This window comes from Marinobacter qingdaonensis, assembly GCF_034555935.1.
Lineage (GTDB): Bacteria > Pseudomonadota > Gammaproteobacteria > Pseudomonadales > Oleiphilaceae > Marinobacter > Marinobacter qingdaonensis.
Genome location: NZ_JAYDCJ010000003.1, coordinates 1,413,920 through 1,430,243, shown reverse-complemented (window position 1 = coordinate 1,430,243; position 16,324 = coordinate 1,413,920). Strand labels below are relative to the sequence as shown.

Sequence of the window (16,324 nt, the reverse complement as noted above, 5' to 3'; positions counted from 1 at the left end):
CGGTCCGTTGCTTCAAAGCCACGCCTGCATCCAGTCCACCAGCCAGGGCACGACCAGTGCCGTGGCAAAAGCCGACAGCGCCATGGCCAGCCCGGAGAAGGCTCCCATCTGGGAACTGACCTGAAACGCCCGCGCGGTGCCAATGCCGTGGGCGGCCACGCCCATGGCGATGCCCTTGGCGGCGTCGTCCTTGACCCGGATCCACTCGAACAGCTTGGTGCCCAGCACCGCCCCGGTGATTCCGGTCGCCACCGTCAGCACCGCGGTCAGTGACGGCAGGCCGCCAATCTTCTCGGAGATGCCCATGGCCACCGGCGCGGTCGCCGATTTCGGTGCCAGGGACATCTGGATTTCGGGGGAGCCTCCCAGCAGCCAGGCCAGGCCGATGGAGCTGCCGGCGGCAATCAGCACCCCGCACACCAGGGCGATGGACACCGGCAGCCAGAGCTGGCGCAGCCGGGAGAACTGCTGGTACAGAGGCACCGCCAGGGCGACGGTGGCCGGCCCGAGCAGGAAGTGGACAAACTGGCCGCCCTCGAAATAGTCGTCGTAGGAGGTGCCGGTCACCAGCAGCAGGGCAATAAGCAAGGCCACCGAGGTGACCACGGGGTTCATCAGCGGATTGGACTGGGCGCGCAGATACAGCCGGTACGCCAGCCCATAGGCCACCAGGGTAATGGTCAGGCCCAGCAGCGGTGAGGTCGCGAGGTAAACCCAGATGTCTTTCAGACCCGGTTCGGTCATGACTCGCCCCCCTCGGATCCGCCTTGGCCAGGCGGGCGCGCCAGCCAGCGGCTGGTCAGTTGCATGATCAACGCGGTGGCAATCATGGTGATCACGGTGCTGAGCAGCAGCGCCAGGGTGATCGGCACCCACTCGTCGGCAATGCGGCTGAAGTGCGCCATCATGCCCACGCCGGCCGGTACGAACAGCAGGGACAGATGCGCCAGCAGCGCCGAGGATGCCTGCTCGATCGGCTCTGGGGTGTGGCCGCGAATCCACAGAGTCAGGAACAGCATCACCATGCCGAGCACCGGTCCCGGTATCGGCACCCCGGCCAACCGAACGGTCACCTCACCCACCAGCTGGTACACCAGCAGGAGCGTTATTCCATTGAGAAACTGCATCGCCCGGCTCCACCCATCGTGATTGTTTTTTGAAAAGCATAGTCACTCGGCGCGGGTGTGGATACTGAACGGAAGTCGGACGAGAAATGTCACAGAAAAGGGAACTTTCCCGGCTCGTTGTTCGTGAACCGATCTGTATATTCAGTATACTTGCAAGCAGCAAGTAAAAAACTCATACACTCGTGGAGTACAACAAGGAATGAAACGCCTGGGAACATTGGATGCCTCATGGCTGGCGGTGGAATCTGAAGATACCCCGATGCACGTCGGGAATCTGCAAATCTTCTCACTGCCAGAAGGCGCTCCCGAAACCTTTCTGCGCGACCTCGTCGATAGGATGAAACAAACCGGCGAAGTGGCCCCGCCATGGAATTACAAACTGGCCTGGTCTGGATTACTCGGTCGCCTGGTCGCCCCGGGCTGGAAGGTCGACAAGACCATTGACCTGGATTATCACGTACGCCACTCGGCGTTGCCGCGGCCCGGCGGTGAGCGGGAACTGGGGGTGCTGGTGTCCCGCCTGCACTCCAACCCGCTGGACTTTGACCGACCGCTGTGGGAATGCCATGTGATCGAGGGCCTGGAGAACAACCGGTTTGCCCTGTACACCAAGATGCACCACTCGCTGATCGACGGCATCAGCGGGGTTCGGTTGATGCAACGGGTGCTGACCACCGACCCGGACAAACGCGACATGCCACCGCCCTGGTCGGTCAAACCGGAGCGTCGTCGTAGCAGCAAGACTGACGCCGAGGCCAGCATCACGGCCGCCCTGGCTCAGGCCAAGGACGCGCTTAAACTGCAGGCCGACATGGCCCCGCGCCTGTGGCAGGCCGGCAGTCGCCTGGTGCACTCGGTTCGCCATCCGGAAGACGGGCTGACCGCGCCCTTCGTCGGCCCCGTGTCCAAGATCAACCACCGGGTCACCGGCCAGCGCCGGTTCGCCACCCAGCATTACCAGCTCGATCGCATCAAGGCCCTGGCCGGCGCCACCGGCGGTTCCCTGAACGACATTGTGCTGTACCTGTGCGGCACCGCCCTGCGCCGGTTCCTGCTGGAGCAGGATGACCTGCCGAAAACCGCCATGACGGCGGGCATACCCGTCAACATCCGGCCGTCGGATGACCAAGGCACCGGCACCCAGATCAGCTTCATGATTGCCTCCCTGGCCACCAACGTCGATGACCCGCTGAACCGGTTGCAGGAGATCAAGGCCTCCACCCGGCGGGCCAAGGAACACCTGCAGAAGCTGCCCAAGAGTGCCCTGACCCAATACACCATGCTGCTGATGTCGCCGTACATCCTCCAGCTGATGTCGGGCCTGGGTGGTCGCATGCGGCCGGTGTTCAACGTCACCATTTCCAACGTACCTGGCCCCCAGCGCACCCTCTACTACGAGGGCGCCAAACTGGAAGCCATGTACCCGGTGTCGCTGATTGCCCACGGTGGCGCCCTGAACATCACCTGCCTGAGTTACGACGGTTCCCTGAACTTCGGCTTCACCGGCTGCCGCGACACCCTGCCCAGCATGCAGAAACTGGCGGTGTACACCGGCGAGGCCCTGGATGAACTGGAAGCCCTGGTGATTCCGCCGCAGCCCAAGAAGCCGCGGCGGCGGAAAAGCGCCGCCAAGGGCGCCGAGGCCTGACCCCGGCACTCTTGCCCCGGGTTGCCCGTAAGGGAGCACTTAACCCCGGGGGCTCTCCCAATTGGCCGCGCCCACAAAGATCAGTTGCAGGAAGCGGGTGGTCCGCTTCCTGATCTGGTCGATCTGGTAGTCGTCGTCCGCCGACACCCCAAGCAGGTCGGTCAGGCTGAACGCCACACTCCGCACCACCAGGTCGCAGGTCATGTCCAGGTCGGCGTCACTCAGGTGGTCCGCCAGCCGTAATCGCCGCAGGTCGTTGGCCAGCTCACTGGCAAAGAAACGCATCTCGCTGCGGATGCCGTCCTGCACCGCCCGACTCTCACCCGCCAGCCCCTGGGCCATGAACATAAAGAAATTGCGATTGGCCTGGGCATGGGCGGTGAAGATCCCCACCGACTCCTCGATCAGTTTGTCCGCCTGCAGGGCACTGGCCCGGGCCTCACGCATCATGCGCCGCAGCACCAGGCCCAATTCGTCCACCAGTTGCAGGCCCAGATCGTCCATGTTGCGGAAGTGCCGATAGAAGGAGGTCGGCACCACCCCGGCCTGCCGGGTCACCTCACGAATACCGAGACTGGCGAAATGCCGACCCTTGCCCACCAGCTCAAGCGCCGCGTTCATCAGCTTCTCCCGGGTTTCCCCCGGCTTTCGTCGTGATCGGTGATCCGCCATACCCTGTGCTCTTCCACTCGGTTACTCCAGGACAACAAGTGTACACATTCCAAAAACCCTGAGTACCTATTTATTGTCATATTGCGCCAATGCACCGGACCCGATTGTCGCCAACAACGTCCATGTGTACAGTCGTACACATTAGTGAACAACTGTACACATGAGTACAGCTGACTGAGTGGAGAAACACCATGTTAGCAAGACAACACGAGCACAAAGCACCCCAGAAACGAGCGCTCCAGTGGCTTGGCAAGCAGCTTTTCAACCGGGAAGACCCGGCTGCCTTTTTTGACCCGCTGCTGGAACAGCTCAATCCCATGTGGGTACAAGAGTACACACCGGCCAGGGTTGAACGGATCCTGCAGGAAACGGCAGACACCCGAACTCTGGTTCTGAAACCGGCCCGGCACTGGTCCGGCTTCGAGGCGGGACAGCATGTAAACATCTGTACCGAGATCGATGGAGTCAGGCACCAGCGCACCTTCAGCCTGTCGAGCTCGCCGGCGCTCTGGCACGCCCAGGGCCGGATCACTCTGACCATCAAGCGCCTGCCTGGCGGCCGGGTCACCAACTGGATTCACGATGAGCTGGAAACCGGCGCGGTGATCGGTCTGGGCGAGGCCTTTGGCGACTTTCAGTTGCCGGCCCAGGCAACGCCACTGCTGTTCCTGGCCGGGGGCAGCGGCATCACCCCGATCCTGAGCATGCTGGAAACCCTGACCGCGGCTGGCGCTTCGGCACCGGCCGCCCTGCTCTACTGCGTGCGCACCGAGAAGGACGTGATCGCCCGGGAAAAGTTGGAAGCCATGGCGGCCCGCCATCCGAACCTGACCCTGACGGTGATCGCCACCAACGCCACCGACAGCCCTCGCTACCTGACCGAGGCGGATCTGGCATCGGTGCCCGGCCTGCAGGACCGCGAGATTTACATGTGCGGCCCGGGCGGGCTGATGGATCTAGCCCTGGCCAGCCTGGACGCGCTCGGTGTTGACGCCCAGCGCGTGCATAAAACCTTTTTTGCCGCCCCAGGCGCCGCCTCTTTGGACGGCACGGATCTGGGCGGCACCGTGCGCTTCGCCAAAAGCGAACTGGAAGTCAGTTCCGAGGGCGACGCCAACCTGCTGGACATGGCCGAAGCGGCCGGTCTCAGCCCCAGTTATGGCTGCCGCATGGGGATCTGTCACCAGTGCAGCTGCAAGAAAACCAGCGGTACGGTCATCAACCGCTTGACCGGAAAAGCCTCCGGCCCGGGCGAGGAGAACGTCCAACTCTGTATCTCCGTTCCACAAGGCCCGGTGACCATCGAGGTCTGACCGCCCAACCGACATTTAGCGGCTGCCCGTGGCAGCCCGAGGAGATTGACCATGAAAACCATGAACGAACAGCGGCTCGCCGAGCTGGAAAACGATCTGAACGCCATTCGCGACGAGGTCTTGGCCGACCTGGGTGAACGGGATGCCCGGTACATCCGCCGCATCGTCCGCCTGCACCGGGGCCTGGAAATTGGTGGCCGGGTGCTGATGCCCTTCGGCTTCATACCGCCCGTGTTCATCGCCGCCACCGCGGCCCTGGGCCTGTCGAAAATCATCGAGAACATGGAAATCGGCCACAACGTGATGCACGGCCAGTACGACTGGATGAACGACCCATCCCTGCATTCACAGACCTACGAGTGGGACACCGTGTGCACCAGCGCGTCCTGGCGCCGCACCCACAACTACGAGCACCACACCTACACCAACGTCATCGGCAAGGACCGGGATTACGGCTACGCGGTGCTGCGCCTGAGCGACGACGTGAAATGGCACCCGGGACACCTGTTCCAGTTCATCAACTACCTGATGCTGTCGGTGCTGTTCCAATGGGGCGTGGGCCTGCACGAGCTGGAGAGTGAGCGCCTGCGGCGCCGGGAAATTACCTGGAAGTCGAAGCTGCCGTTTCTCAAGGAGTTTTTCGCCAAGGGCGGACGCCAGGCGTTCAAGGACTATGTGTTCTTCCCGCTGATCACCTTCCCGGTCGCGCCCATCGTGCTGGCCGGAAACATCGGCGCCAACCTGATCCGCAACCTCTGGTCATCCACGGTCATTTTCTGCGGTCACTTCACCCAGGATGCCGAGACCTTCACCGAGCAGGAGTGCGAGAACGAGAGCAAGGGCCATTGGTACCTGCGCCAGCTGTCCGGTTCCTCCAACTTCACCGGCGGCAAGTGGGTGCACCTGCTCAGCGGGCACCTGAGCTACCAGATTGAACACCACGTGTTCCCTGACCTGCCCGCGCACCGCTATCCGGAGATCTCTGGCAAGGTCCAGGCGGTGTGCCGCAAGCACGGCATCCACTACAACACCGGCAGCTTCGCCCACCAGTACGGCACCGTGCTGAAGCGCATCCTGGCGTTCTCACTGCCCGACCGGCTCCGGGTCAGACTGCCGGTGCAGGGCTTGAATCAGGCGACCTGAAGCAGTCGCAGCAGTTGCGGCCGATGCTGATCCTGGATCACATCGGCCAGGGTGTAGCGGTCCAGAACCTCGAAGAAGGCCCGCAATGCCTCCCCGAACATGGACTTCAAACCGCACACCGGGGCAATCTTGCAGGCGTTGCGGGACGAGAAACACTCCACCATGTTCAGGTCCTGTTCGGTCTCCCGGACCAGCACACCAATGTTGATCTGGTCCGGGGCCATGTCCAGGCGCATGCCGCCTTTCTTGCCCCGAATGGTTTCGATGTAGCCCTTCTTGTTGAGCTGATGCACCACCTTCATCAGGTGGTTCTTGGAAATCTCGTAGCTGTCGGCGATCTCCTGGATCGTCGTCAGGCGCTCACCCTGCACCGCCAGGTAAATCAGGACACGCAGTGAATAATCGGTGTAACGGGTGATGTGCATTCAAAACTCCAGGAAATCGATCGGTTTTCAAAGGTTCACGTAGATAACTCCTATATACGCCGAAGGGCGGCGAGCGGTTCTACTGCCGTAGCCCGGCAGGGGATCGTTAATTGCCCCCCAATCTGCGATACTCGAACCACTGATGACATGCATTTCTTCAGCCGGCAGGACCTACACCCATGGCCAGAAGCACCCTCACTGATCGATTCGGCCGCACCGTCAATTATGTGCGCCTGTCCGTCACCGATCGCTGCGATTTCCGTTGTGTCTACTGCATGGCTGAAGAGATGACCTTCCTGCCCCGCCAGCAGGTGCTCAGCCTGGAAGAACTGGCCCGGGTAGCCCGCACCTTCGTGGATCTGGGCACCGAAAAGATCCGCCTGACCGGCGGCGAGCCGCTGGTGCGCAAGGGCATCCTGGACCTGGTACGGGAGATCGGCAGCTACGGCCTGCGGGATTTCGCGATGACCACCAACGGCGGCAAGCTGACCACCATGGCCGAGCCCCTGCGTCAGGCCGGGCTCAAGCGCCTGAACATCAGCCTGGACTCCCTCGACCCGGACAAATTCCTGCGCATCACCCGCACCGGCAAGCTCCAGCAGGTGCTCGACGGCATCGATGCGGCCAAGGACGCGGGTTTTGAGGGTATCAAGCTCAACACCGTGGTGATGAAGGGCGGGAACGACGAGGAAGTGCCCGAGCTGATCGAGTTCGCCCGGCGCAAAAAGGTGGATATCACCTTTATCGAAGAGATGCCCCTGGGCGAGATCTCCGAGCACGACCGGGGTGAAGCCCTGTGCACCAGTGACGAGGTGCGGGAGATCATCGGTCGCAGCCACGAACTGATCCCGACCCCGGAAGATTCCGGTGGCCCGGCGCGTTACTTCCGAATGGCGGACAGCCCGGTGAAAGTCGGGTTCATTTCACCCCACTCCCACAATTTCTGCGCCACCTGCAACCGGGTACGGGTCACGGTCGAGGGGCGATTGCTGTTGTGCCTGGGCAATGAGCACTCGGTGGATCTGCGACACGTACTGCGCAGTCACCCGGAAAACGATGACAAACTGCGGGAAACAATCATCAGCGCGATGGATCTGAAACCTGAGCGCCACCACTTCTCGAGCGAAGGTGACGTGCAGATCCTGCGGTTCATGAACATGACCGGGGGCTGACATCCGCCGCCCCCGGTTCTGCTCTACCCGATTCAGATAAGATCCTCATCCGAGTCACGAGCTTTGCGCGCATCCCGCACAACCGCTCCGCAGATGACGGCCAACACGCCAAGGGTCAGTGCCGGCCAAACCAGGATGTAAGCTCCGTAAACCAGTTCATTGCTCATTTTGCGCCCTCCGCTACCAGGCTACCGCTATCGTCGAATTCGGCATCGTCGTAGTCACCGACACGCCGCTTGATCAGATCAAAATCGAAACGCTCGCTGCTGATCAGTGTCATTGCCGTGCAAACCACCGCACTCGCACCGTACGCAGTGAGCGATGCTACCAGGACCATGTAATCGCGCAGGAAACCGGTCGCGAAGATCAGCATGGCAATCAACGTTAACGCAGCGGCCACAAGGCCGGCCGCACGGCCGAGGAACCCGAACACCATGAGTCCGATCACCACAGCCCCACCGACGGAGGCGAGCACCTCGAATACCGTTACCGTTGCACCGGTCATCTCCAGCAATTCGAAGCGGGCAATGCAGAACAACGCCATGGCAACCACCACCGACCAGGTGAAGGCGGCATTGGTCACCCGATCCCAGTAGCAACTGACAATCACCGGGAACACGATGGCGCCCCAGAGCGCACCCACAAATACCAGCATGACCAGAATATCCAACGAGAAGCTGGCGAAGATCAGCCCGGCAACCGTCGCCACGATCATGGTGATCCGACCAACCAGCATCATCACTTTCGGGTTCGGGTTGTTACGGGCAATGTTCTTGCCGTACACGTCCGCCATCATGATGGTAGACAGGGCGGAAAGGTCGGAATCGGCTGTCGACGACAGTGAACCGATCACCAGGACAAAGAACAGCGCCACGAAGATGGGCGAAAGGTAGGTGGACACCATCTGCGGAATCAGATTGTTCATTTTGCCGTCGATCGGCTCCATACCGACCGAGAGCGCCATCAGGCCAATCATGCCCAGACCGATCACTATCGCACCATAGCCGAGGGTGGCGGTCACGAACGTCGATTTGATATGACTCTCTCGCACGGCGAACAGCCGCTGGGAAATTGTCTGGTTACCGATCGCATAGGCCAACACCGCCACAAAGAAAGGCGCGCCCTGATTCAGGATGGCGTCCATTGAGAACAGATTCGCCTGCTCGTCCGTCATCAACTCAAGACCTTGAACCATGACCTCGGGCCCGCCCGCGGAAAACAGCACGGCAGGAATAATGATGATGGCAATGGCCATCAGCGCCACCAATTGGGCAAAGTCAGTGAACACTGAGGCCCTGAAACCGGAAGTCAGGGTATAGGCCAGCACGCCTACCCCGGCGATCAAGACACCGGCTTCAAACGAGAGGGGCGACAATACCGAGACCAGAGCCCCTGCCGCGGTGAAGTTCACCATCAGACTGATAACGCTGCCCAGGATGTTGGATATCGCCAGAATCATCTGGCTGGACGCGCCATGCCGCGCATGAATCAATTCACCCAGGGTGTGACCGTTGGGCGCCAGTTTCCGGAACCGACGACCGAATGGGTAGATGAAGAGAATCATCAGAGCACCCCAGAGACCGTAGTGGATCGGCCCTGAGACGCCATAGGTATAGCCGGACGTGGCGGCTGCGTAGAAAGATGCAGCCCAGATCCAGGTGGCGGTCATGCTGGCCGCACCCATGCCGAAACCGACATGATGCCCGGCCACCATGAAACCGGAAGTATCCTCTTTGTCCTTTCGGATCAGCAGAGTCAGAAGGTAGGTGCCCCCGTAGAATGCGGCAAGGAGCAACAGTACCGTCAGGGTGGAAAACTGAGTGAATCCGTTCTCGTTCAAATCGTTACCTCTTTTTCGTTTCGACAGCACGCCGTCGGGTGGCACGGACGTAAAAACCCGTGAACCGGAAAGGACGTGTCAGGAAAGCCTCTTTGGGCTGGAAGGCCGCAGGGCGGCGGGGGCGTACGAGCCCCGGAATAAGGGCTGGCTAAGGAAAAGTCAGGAGCGCCAGTAGCTTCGCAAAATACTTTGATGTCATTAGTTTAACGGGTCCCATTAACCAGAGTTCGGGCGAGGCCAGAGTGCATTCCGGAGCTTGCGGTCAGTGCCGATAGCGTTTCCGAAAGACTATAACTGGCTTATTTTAAAGGTTAATCATCCGGAGCGTCGGATGCGGAGCTGAAAGACTCTACGCAAGTAGGATAAGACAGTCCAGTTTTTAGACCACTTAAAATTAGTGTGCGATGATCCAATCTATCGCTTTTGCCCTATGCGGGTGCCTTGGAATTTACATCTGAACCGGGCTTGTACCTGCCGCGTAACGTTGAGATCTTTTCCAGACTATCGCAGCCACCCGGAGCATCGCCCCATGGCCAACCTGATCCTGATTCTGGGCGACCAGCTCACACCGGTCATCAGTGCCCTCGACGACGCCGACAAATCGAGCGACCGCATCGTGATGGCCGAGGTCCACGACGAAGCCAGCTACACCAATCACCACAAGAAGAAGCTGGTGCTGCTGTTCAGCGCCATGCGCCACTTCGCCCAGCGGCTGCAGGACGACGGCTGGGACCTGCACTACCAGCGCTACCATCCGGACAACAAGCACCAGAGTCTTGAGGCGGTGATTGCGGATCAGGTGCACGCGTTCAAACCGGAGCGGATCGTCACCACCGAGTGCGGGGAATGGCGCCTGCACGCGCAGATCAGCGAGTGGCACAAGACCCTCGGGGTGCCGGTGGAGATTCGCCCGGACAGCCGCTTCGTGGCCAGCAAGCAGGAGTTCGCTGACTGGGCCGAGGGCCGCAAGCAACTGCGCATGGAATTCTTCTACCGGGAGATGCGGCGCAAGACCGGGCTGCTGATGGATGCGGACGGCAAACCCGAGGGCGGGGAATGGAACTACGATGCCGACAACCGGCGTAAGTGGACGGGCAAACCGGCGGCGCCTGCGCCCTTCCGGATCGAACCGGACGCCACTACCCGGGCGGTCATCGAGCTGGTGGACGAGCATTTGTCCGACCACTTCGGCACCACCGAGGATTTTCATTTCGCGGTGACCGCCGAGGACGCCGAACAGGCCCTGGCCCATTTCATCGACTTCGCCCTGCCCTGCTTCGGCGATTTTCAGGACGCCATGTCCGACGACGAGGACTGGCTGTTCCATTCCATCCTGTCGCCCTACATCAACTGCGGACTGCTGGATCCGCTTGCGGTCTGTGAGGAAGCGGCCCAGGCCTGGTACCGTGGCCAGGCGCCGATCAACGCGGTGGAGGGCTTCATTCGCCAGATCATCGGCTGGCGCGAATTCGTCCGGGGCATCTACTGGCTGCACATGCCCGACTACGCCCGGGAAAACCGGCTCGGCAACACCCGCGAGCTGCCCTGGTTCTACTGGACCGGCGACACCCGCATGCGCTGCATGCACAAGGCGATCGACGCCACCCGCCGCAACGCCTACGCCCACCATATCCAGCGCTTGATGGTCACCGGCAATTTTGCCCTGCTGGCCGGGGTAAAACCCGAGGACATCTGCGACTGGTACCTGGCGGTCTACGCCGACGCCTACGACTGGGTCGAGCTGCCCAATGTGCTGGGCATGGTGATGCACGCCGACGGCGGCTACCTGGGGTCGAAACCCTACGCCGCCAGCGGCAAGTACATCCAGCGCATGTCCGACCACTGCAGCAACTGCCACTACAAGGTCAACAAGAGCACCGAGGACGACGCCTGCCCCTTCAACGCCCTGTACTGGCACTTCATCGACCGCCATCGGGACGACTTCGCCAAGAACCCGCGCATGGGTATGATGTACCGCAACTGGGACAAGCAGAAGCCGGAGCGGAAGGAAGCGCTGCTCCAACGGGCCGAGCAACTATTGATCAACATCGAGCAGCTGTAACGCCCTTTGCTATGGGCGTCACGGCAGAGTGACCGGGGGCCGTCTACACTGGAACGGCTGTTAACAATAACCAACGCAGACCGTCATTATGGTGTTACGACCAGCCGCTCTTGGCCTGCTTGGCGTGTTTGCCGTCTCCGTGTGCCAGGCCCAGGCGCCCGCGCTCGATCTCTTCACCTACGAAGCGCCGCCGCACCAGGTGAACCAAGCCGACGATCTGGGCCGGACCCGCGCGGTTGGTGAGACGGTCGACACCGTCATGTGCGCCGCCGGCCGCTCCGGCCGGACCACCCGGGTGCGCGTCACCCCACCCAATCGGGCACTCTACTCGCTGCGACGCAATCTGATTGACGGCTACTTTGCCATTGATCCCTCGCCCGAGCTGGACGCCATCGCGACCCGCACCGACCCGGTCGCCCTGGCCAAATGGTATTTCTTCAGTGCGCGCGAGGGCATCGACCTGCGCCATGCCCGAATTGGCGTGGTGGCTGGCAGTCACGAGTCGAGCTGGCTGACGCATCAGGGCTACGAGATCGCGTTGAGCGTGGCGACCCCGAGGCAACTGGTGGCCCTGCTCCGGCTCAATCGGATTGACGCCGCATTGATGGACGAGCAGGTCATGGCCGGCCTGAACGTGGACACCGAGGGCCCGGGCGCCGATCTGCATTCCCGCTTTGTGCGCTTCGCCCCCCTGTACCTGTATTTCAGCGACCGCTTCACCCGGGCCGCGCCGGAGTTTGCCGGGCGCTTCAACCGGTTTCTGCCAGGCTGCATGAAAACCGCGCTGAATCTGTCCGACAGCGAACAGGCTTTCCTGCGCCAGCAAGCCCGAAAACTGCTGATGGAGCTCAATGCCAGTGTCAGTCTGGACCGGGCGCTGACCGACGGGCCACGCCTGCCCACCTTTGCCGACATCCTGAACATCGACAAACAGTGGCAGGCCCTGGCTCCGGACCAGTCGGTACCGCTGGCCGACCAGCTGCTCACCCTGCCCGCTTCCCGCGCCCTGCGTGCGTGGCAGGACAGCCACCGGGGCCTGGTCACCGAGGCCCTGCTGATTACCAAGAGCGGTACCCTGGCGGCCATGAGCCAGCTCACCTCCGATTACTGGCAAGGGGATGAAGCCAAGTTCCGGGAAAACATCCGCAAAGCGGTGACCGCACGGTTCGAGGAATCCGACCTGTACCTCTCTCCGGTGCGCTACGACGCCTCCACCCGGCAGTTCCAGGTCATGGTCAGTGCGCCGCTGAACGCCTCGGATGGCTCCGGCAACACCGGGGTGATCGCGCTCGGCCTGAACATCAGCCAGGCACTCCAGGGGCTGGAGCGCTAGCGCGGGTTACGGCGGGCCGATCTCGCACGCCAGCACCAGGGCCCAGAACTCGGAGAAATCGTTGACCACCACATCCGGCTTGTCCGGGTGCTTGTGGGTACCGGGGAAAATCCGGTTCAGCCAGGGCTGGTCCCACTGGGCGCCGTTGAAGAACACCGAGGTCATGCCCGCCCGCTTGGCGGCAATCACATCGGTGGTGCTGTCGCCCACGTACCAGACGCTCGGGTCCGGCGGGTAGTCCAGCTTCTGCACCGCCAGCAGGAGCTGGTCCGGGTGCGGTTTGCGCAGCGGGGTGTCGTCGCCGCAGACGTTGACGTCGAACAGGTGGGTCCAGCCGGTGTCCTCCACCGCCGCCAGTTCGTGTTCGAAGAATTCCCGGTCCCTGTTGGTGATCACCCCCACCTGCATGCCCAGCCGGCGCAGTCCCTCCAGCACTTCCCGCACCTTAGGCTCGAACGCCTTCACGGTGCCGTAGTGATTGCGGTAATGCTCGTTGAAGGCCCGGTGGGCGATCTGCTTCGCTTCCTGGTTGTCGCCGAACAGCACCTCGAAGATGTCGGTGCGAGAGATCTTGCGGTCGGCCTTCACCTTCGGGTGCAGGCGCGCGAATTCCCGCACGTAGGCCACCAGGCGAGCGTCTTCGGGGGTCTTGCTGTCTTCGGGCGCCACCATGCGGTCCATCAGCTCGAGCTTGTGGAAGTCCGGCAGCATGTCGTCGACCGCGTGATACATGGCATCCAGGGTGTCCACCAGGGTGGCGTGCCAGTCGAACAGCACCACCGACGGCCGGATGAGCTTGACCACCGCCGGGTGCCAGTCGGCCTCGATCCGGGGTTCCGGCCTCGGTGGTGGCGGGAACGGCCGCGGCCGCACTTCCGCCGGCGCCCGCTCGAACGCCTCGGGGTGGTCCCGCTCAAGCAGGGCCAGCAGGTCGAGCAGGTCCTCAAAACTGTCGAGTATGGCCGTGGGCGCGTCCCGGAAGGAGAACCAGCTGTCGATGCGGGTCGGCTCCCAGCAGGCCCCGTTGTAGAACACGCCGGCGACCCCGGCCTTGCTCGCGGTCAGCATGTCAACGTAGCTGTCGCCCACGTACCAGGCGTGGGCGTTCGCCGGCAGCCCCAGTTTCTCCAGGGTCTTGAGGATTACCTCCGGGTCCGGCTTGTACTCGGTGACGTCGTCGGCGCACACGGTGGCGTCGAACAGGTGTTGCCAGCGGCCCTCGTCCACGGTCACCAGTTCCTTGTCCAGGAACTCGCGGTTGCGGTTGGTGGACACCGCCAGCTTGATGCCCATGGCCTTGAGCGCAGACAGGTATTCGTAAGCGCCCGGCTGGAAGGGTTTGACCCGGCCAAAATAACGGCGATAGGCCTCGTTGTAGGCCTTGTGGGCAATCAGCTTGGCGTCGCGGTCGTCGCCGAAGATGGCGTTGAAGATGTCGGTGCGGGACACCCGGCGCTCGGCCAGGATGCGCGGGTGCAGGCGCCGGAATATGCGGATGTAGCGCACCAGTCGGGCGTCGTCCGGGGTCCGGCACTTGTCCTCCGGCAGCAGCCGCTCCACCAGGTTCAGATCCTCCAGCTGCGGCAGCATGTCTTCCATGGCGCTGAACATGGCGTCGTGGGTGTCCACCAGGGTGCCGTGCCAGTCAAAAATCAGCACCGAGGGCGCCGCAATGGATTCGCTGAATCGGGCCATCCTGTGTCTCCGGGTACAAGCGGTTTTTGTTGGTGTTGTGCTTCCAAAGATAAACCCAGTTGCGCCGGCTTGCACACCTGGGTTGGGTTGGCCGGCGCGGTTGATCCTCCTCCGCCCGGCCAGCGTACCCACCGATACTGTCATTGAACTGGATCCCGTGCCGTGCACCAGAAACCTCACCTGCCCACCAAAACCTGCCCGGTCTGCGAGCGGCCCTTCGCCTGGCGCAAGAAATGGGCGAAGGACTGGGACTCGGTGCGTTACTGCAGCGAACGCTGCCGACGCAACCGCAAGGCCGGGTCATGACCACCCTGGTGTGGTTCAAGCGTGACCTGCGGGTGCACGACCATGCGCCGCTGGCGGCCGCCGCGGAGCTCGGGGAGCCGATTATCCCGCTCTACGTCATTGAGCCGGACTACTGGCAACTGCCGGACACCTCGGCCCGACAGTGGGCCTTCATTGAGGATTCCCTCGAGGATCTGCGCCGGCAACTGCGCCGGCTCGGCGGTGACCTGCTGGTGATGGCCGGGCCAATCACCCAGGTGCTGGACCGGCTGACCCGGGACTACGACATCCAGCGGGTGTTTTGCCACCAGGAAACCGGCGGCGAGTGGACCTATGACCGGGACCTGGCGATGATCGACTGGTGCCAGAGCCGGGGCATCGAATTCCAGGAATGGCAGCAGTTCGGTGTGGTGCGGCGGCTGCGGGATCGAGACCTCTGGGACAAGGCCTGGTCGCACCTGATGAGGCAAGCCCCGCAAGCCGCGCCCTCGCCGTTGACGGTCCCGGACGGCTTGGGCGCACTGGCGACCACGGCCTCACCGCCGGACCTGGCCGACCCCGCGCCCTGCCCGGACCGCCAGCGGGGCGGCAGCCAGCGCGGTGAGAAGCTGCTGGCGTCGTTTCTTGAGCGTCGTTGCGTCGGCTACCAGTACAACATCTCGAGCCCGAACACCGCGGTACGCGCCTGCTCCCGCCTGAGCCCGCACATCGCCTATGGCACCGTCAGCCTGCGCGAGATCTATCAGCAGGCCAAGGCCACCGGACAACACCCCAACAGTCTGCCTCGCAAGAAGCGCAGTCTGACCAGCTTCCGCTCGCGCCTGCACTGGCACTGCCATTTCATCCAGAAACTGGAGGACGAGCCGGAACTGGAATTCCGGGCCATGCACAAGGAGCTGGAGGGCCTGAAGACCGGCCCCAACGACCGCGAACGCCTGCAGCGCTGGCAGGAAGGCCAGACCGGCTGGCCCCTGGTGGATGCCTGCATGCGGGCGCTGGATCAGATCGGATGGATCAACTTCCGCATGCGCGCCATGCTGATGGCGGTGGCCAGCTACCAGCTCTGGCTGCACTGGCGCGACCCGGCCCTGCACCTGGCCCGCCAGTTCACCGATTTCGAGCCCGGTATCCACTATTCCCAGACCCAGATGCAGTCCGGCCTCACCGGCATCAACGCCTTGCGCATCTACAACCCGGTGCTGCAGAGCCAGAAACTGGACGCCGACGGCGAGTTCATCCGGCGCTGGGTGCCGGAATTGCAGGGCCTGCCGGCGGACCTGATCCACACCCCCTGGCTGATGACACCCCGCCAACAGGCGCGATACGGCGGCAACACCTACACCCGCCCGGTGTGCGATCACGAGCAGGCGGCGCGGGCGGCCCGCAAGGCCATCGGCGAATTCCGCAAGCAGCATGTGTCCCGGGCCGAAACCGATCGGGTGCTGCAGCGCCACGGCAGCCGCAAGGGCCCGGTGCAGAAGCGGCCATCGGTGCCCGCCGGGGACAACCGGCGCGACGACCAGCTGTCGCTGTTCGACTGACGCTGGGTGCGCTACCGAACAGACGGCGCCCCACATTGCTGTCATTCTGGGTCAGAGCCTTGGTTCGG

General features: G+C 62.7%; 15 protein-coding genes. 8 read left to right on the top strand and 7 right to left on the bottom strand.

From position 1 onward, the window contains the following. Positions 1-12: 12 nt before the first annotated feature. Both U5822_RS09685 and U5822_RS09680 read right to left on the bottom strand, forming a co-directional pair. Complete coding sequence (locus tag U5822_RS09685; RefSeq protein WP_322855423.1) at positions 13-744, bottom strand: LrgB family protein; 732 nt, start codon at positions 742-744, stop codon at positions 13-15. After that, entirely contained in the window at positions 741-1,127 is a 387-nt protein-coding gene (locus tag U5822_RS09680; RefSeq protein ID WP_322855422.1) for a CidA/LrgA family protein, read from the bottom strand. Before U5822_RS09680 ends, U5822_RS09685 begins: the two co-directional genes overlap by 4 nt. A 199-nt stretch (positions 1,128-1,326) precedes the next feature. On the opposite strand from U5822_RS09680, the gene U5822_RS09675 reads away from it, so the two are divergent. Continuing rightward, positions 1,327-2,775: a WS/DGAT/MGAT family O-acyltransferase gene (locus U5822_RS09675; RefSeq protein WP_322855421.1), complete on the top strand. Its 1,449-nt coding sequence runs from the start codon at positions 1,327-1,329 to the stop codon at positions 2,773-2,775. Between the two features lie 39 nt (positions 2,776-2,814). Here U5822_RS09675 and U5822_RS09670 read toward each other — a convergent pair whose 3' ends face one another. Continuing rightward, positions 2,815-3,447, bottom strand: coding sequence for a TetR family transcriptional regulator (locus U5822_RS09670; protein WP_322855420.1), 633 nt, complete (start codon positions 3,445-3,447; stop codon positions 2,815-2,817). A 191-nt stretch (positions 3,448-3,638) separates the two neighbouring features. Between U5822_RS09670 and U5822_RS09665 the strand changes: the two genes are divergently transcribed. Together U5822_RS09665 and U5822_RS09660 are read left to right on the top strand one after the other, a co-directional pair. Further along, a complete protein-coding gene (locus U5822_RS09665; protein ID WP_322855419.1) occupies positions 3,639-4,760 on the top strand; it encodes a ferredoxin reductase in 1,122 nt (373 codons plus the stop codon). Positions 4,761-4,811: 51 nt separating this feature from the next. Beyond that, complete coding sequence (locus U5822_RS09660) at positions 4,812-5,903, top strand: fatty acid desaturase family protein (protein WP_322855418.1); 1,092 nt, start codon at positions 4,812-4,814, stop codon at positions 5,901-5,903. Here the strand turns inward: U5822_RS09660 and U5822_RS09655 are convergent. Further along, entirely contained in the window at positions 5,891-6,328 is a 438-nt protein-coding gene (locus U5822_RS09655; protein WP_322855417.1) for an RrF2 family transcriptional regulator, read from the bottom strand. The genes U5822_RS09660 and U5822_RS09655 overlap by 13 nt on opposite strands. Positions 6,329-6,507: 179 nt before the next feature. Here U5822_RS09655 and moaA point away from each other — a divergent pair, with 179 nt between their 5' ends. After that, positions 6,508-7,500: a GTP 3',8-cyclase MoaA gene (gene moaA / locus U5822_RS09650; protein ID WP_322855416.1), complete on the top strand. Its 993-nt coding sequence runs from the start codon at positions 6,508-6,510 to the stop codon at positions 7,498-7,500. Positions 7,501-7,532: 32 nt separating this feature from the next. Here moaA and U5822_RS09645 read toward each other — a convergent pair whose 3' ends face one another. Both U5822_RS09645 and U5822_RS09640 read right to left on the bottom strand, forming a co-directional pair. Further along, on the bottom strand, positions 7,533-7,667 hold the full coding sequence (locus U5822_RS09645) for a putative transporter small subunit (protein ID WP_322855415.1): 135 nt from the start codon (positions 7,665-7,667) through the stop codon (positions 7,533-7,535). Beyond that, positions 7,664-9,340: a sodium:solute symporter family protein gene (locus U5822_RS09640; RefSeq protein ID WP_322855414.1), complete on the bottom strand. Its 1,677-nt coding sequence runs from the start codon at positions 9,338-9,340 to the stop codon at positions 7,664-7,666. The genes U5822_RS09645 and U5822_RS09640 overlap by 4 nt, the downstream gene beginning before the upstream one ends. A gap of 529 nt (positions 9,341-9,869) precedes the next feature. Between U5822_RS09640 and U5822_RS09635 the strand changes: the two genes are divergently transcribed. Both U5822_RS09635 and U5822_RS09630 read left to right on the top strand, forming a co-directional pair. Then, positions 9,870-11,402 carry a cryptochrome/photolyase family protein gene (locus U5822_RS09635; RefSeq protein WP_322855413.1) on the top strand — a complete coding sequence of 511 codons (1,533 nt, stop codon included), beginning with the start codon at positions 9,870-9,872 and terminating at the stop codon, positions 11,400-11,402. An 88-nt stretch (positions 11,403-11,490) separates the two neighbouring features. Beyond that, entirely contained in the window at positions 11,491-12,735 is a 1,245-nt protein-coding gene (locus U5822_RS09630) for a substrate-binding periplasmic protein (RefSeq protein ID WP_322855412.1), read from the top strand. Between the two features lie 6 nt (positions 12,736-12,741). On the opposite strand, the gene U5822_RS09625 is transcribed toward U5822_RS09630, so the two are convergent. After that, positions 12,742-14,430: an HAD family hydrolase gene (locus tag U5822_RS09625; protein WP_322855411.1), complete on the bottom strand. Its 1,689-nt coding sequence runs from the start codon at positions 14,428-14,430 to the stop codon at positions 12,742-12,744. 162 nt (positions 14,431-14,592) lie between these two features. Between U5822_RS09625 and U5822_RS09620 the strand changes: the two genes are divergently transcribed. Both U5822_RS09620 and U5822_RS09615 read left to right on the top strand, forming a co-directional pair. Beyond that, positions 14,593-14,736: a DUF2256 domain-containing protein gene (locus tag U5822_RS09620; protein WP_322855410.1), complete on the top strand. Its 144-nt coding sequence runs from the start codon at positions 14,593-14,595 to the stop codon at positions 14,734-14,736. Next, complete coding sequence (locus tag U5822_RS09615; RefSeq protein WP_322855409.1) at positions 14,733-16,256, top strand: deoxyribodipyrimidine photo-lyase; 1,524 nt, start codon at positions 14,733-14,735, stop codon at positions 16,254-16,256. The genes U5822_RS09620 and U5822_RS09615 overlap by 4 nt, the downstream gene beginning before the upstream one ends. Positions 16,257-16,324: the final 68 nt, after the last annotated feature.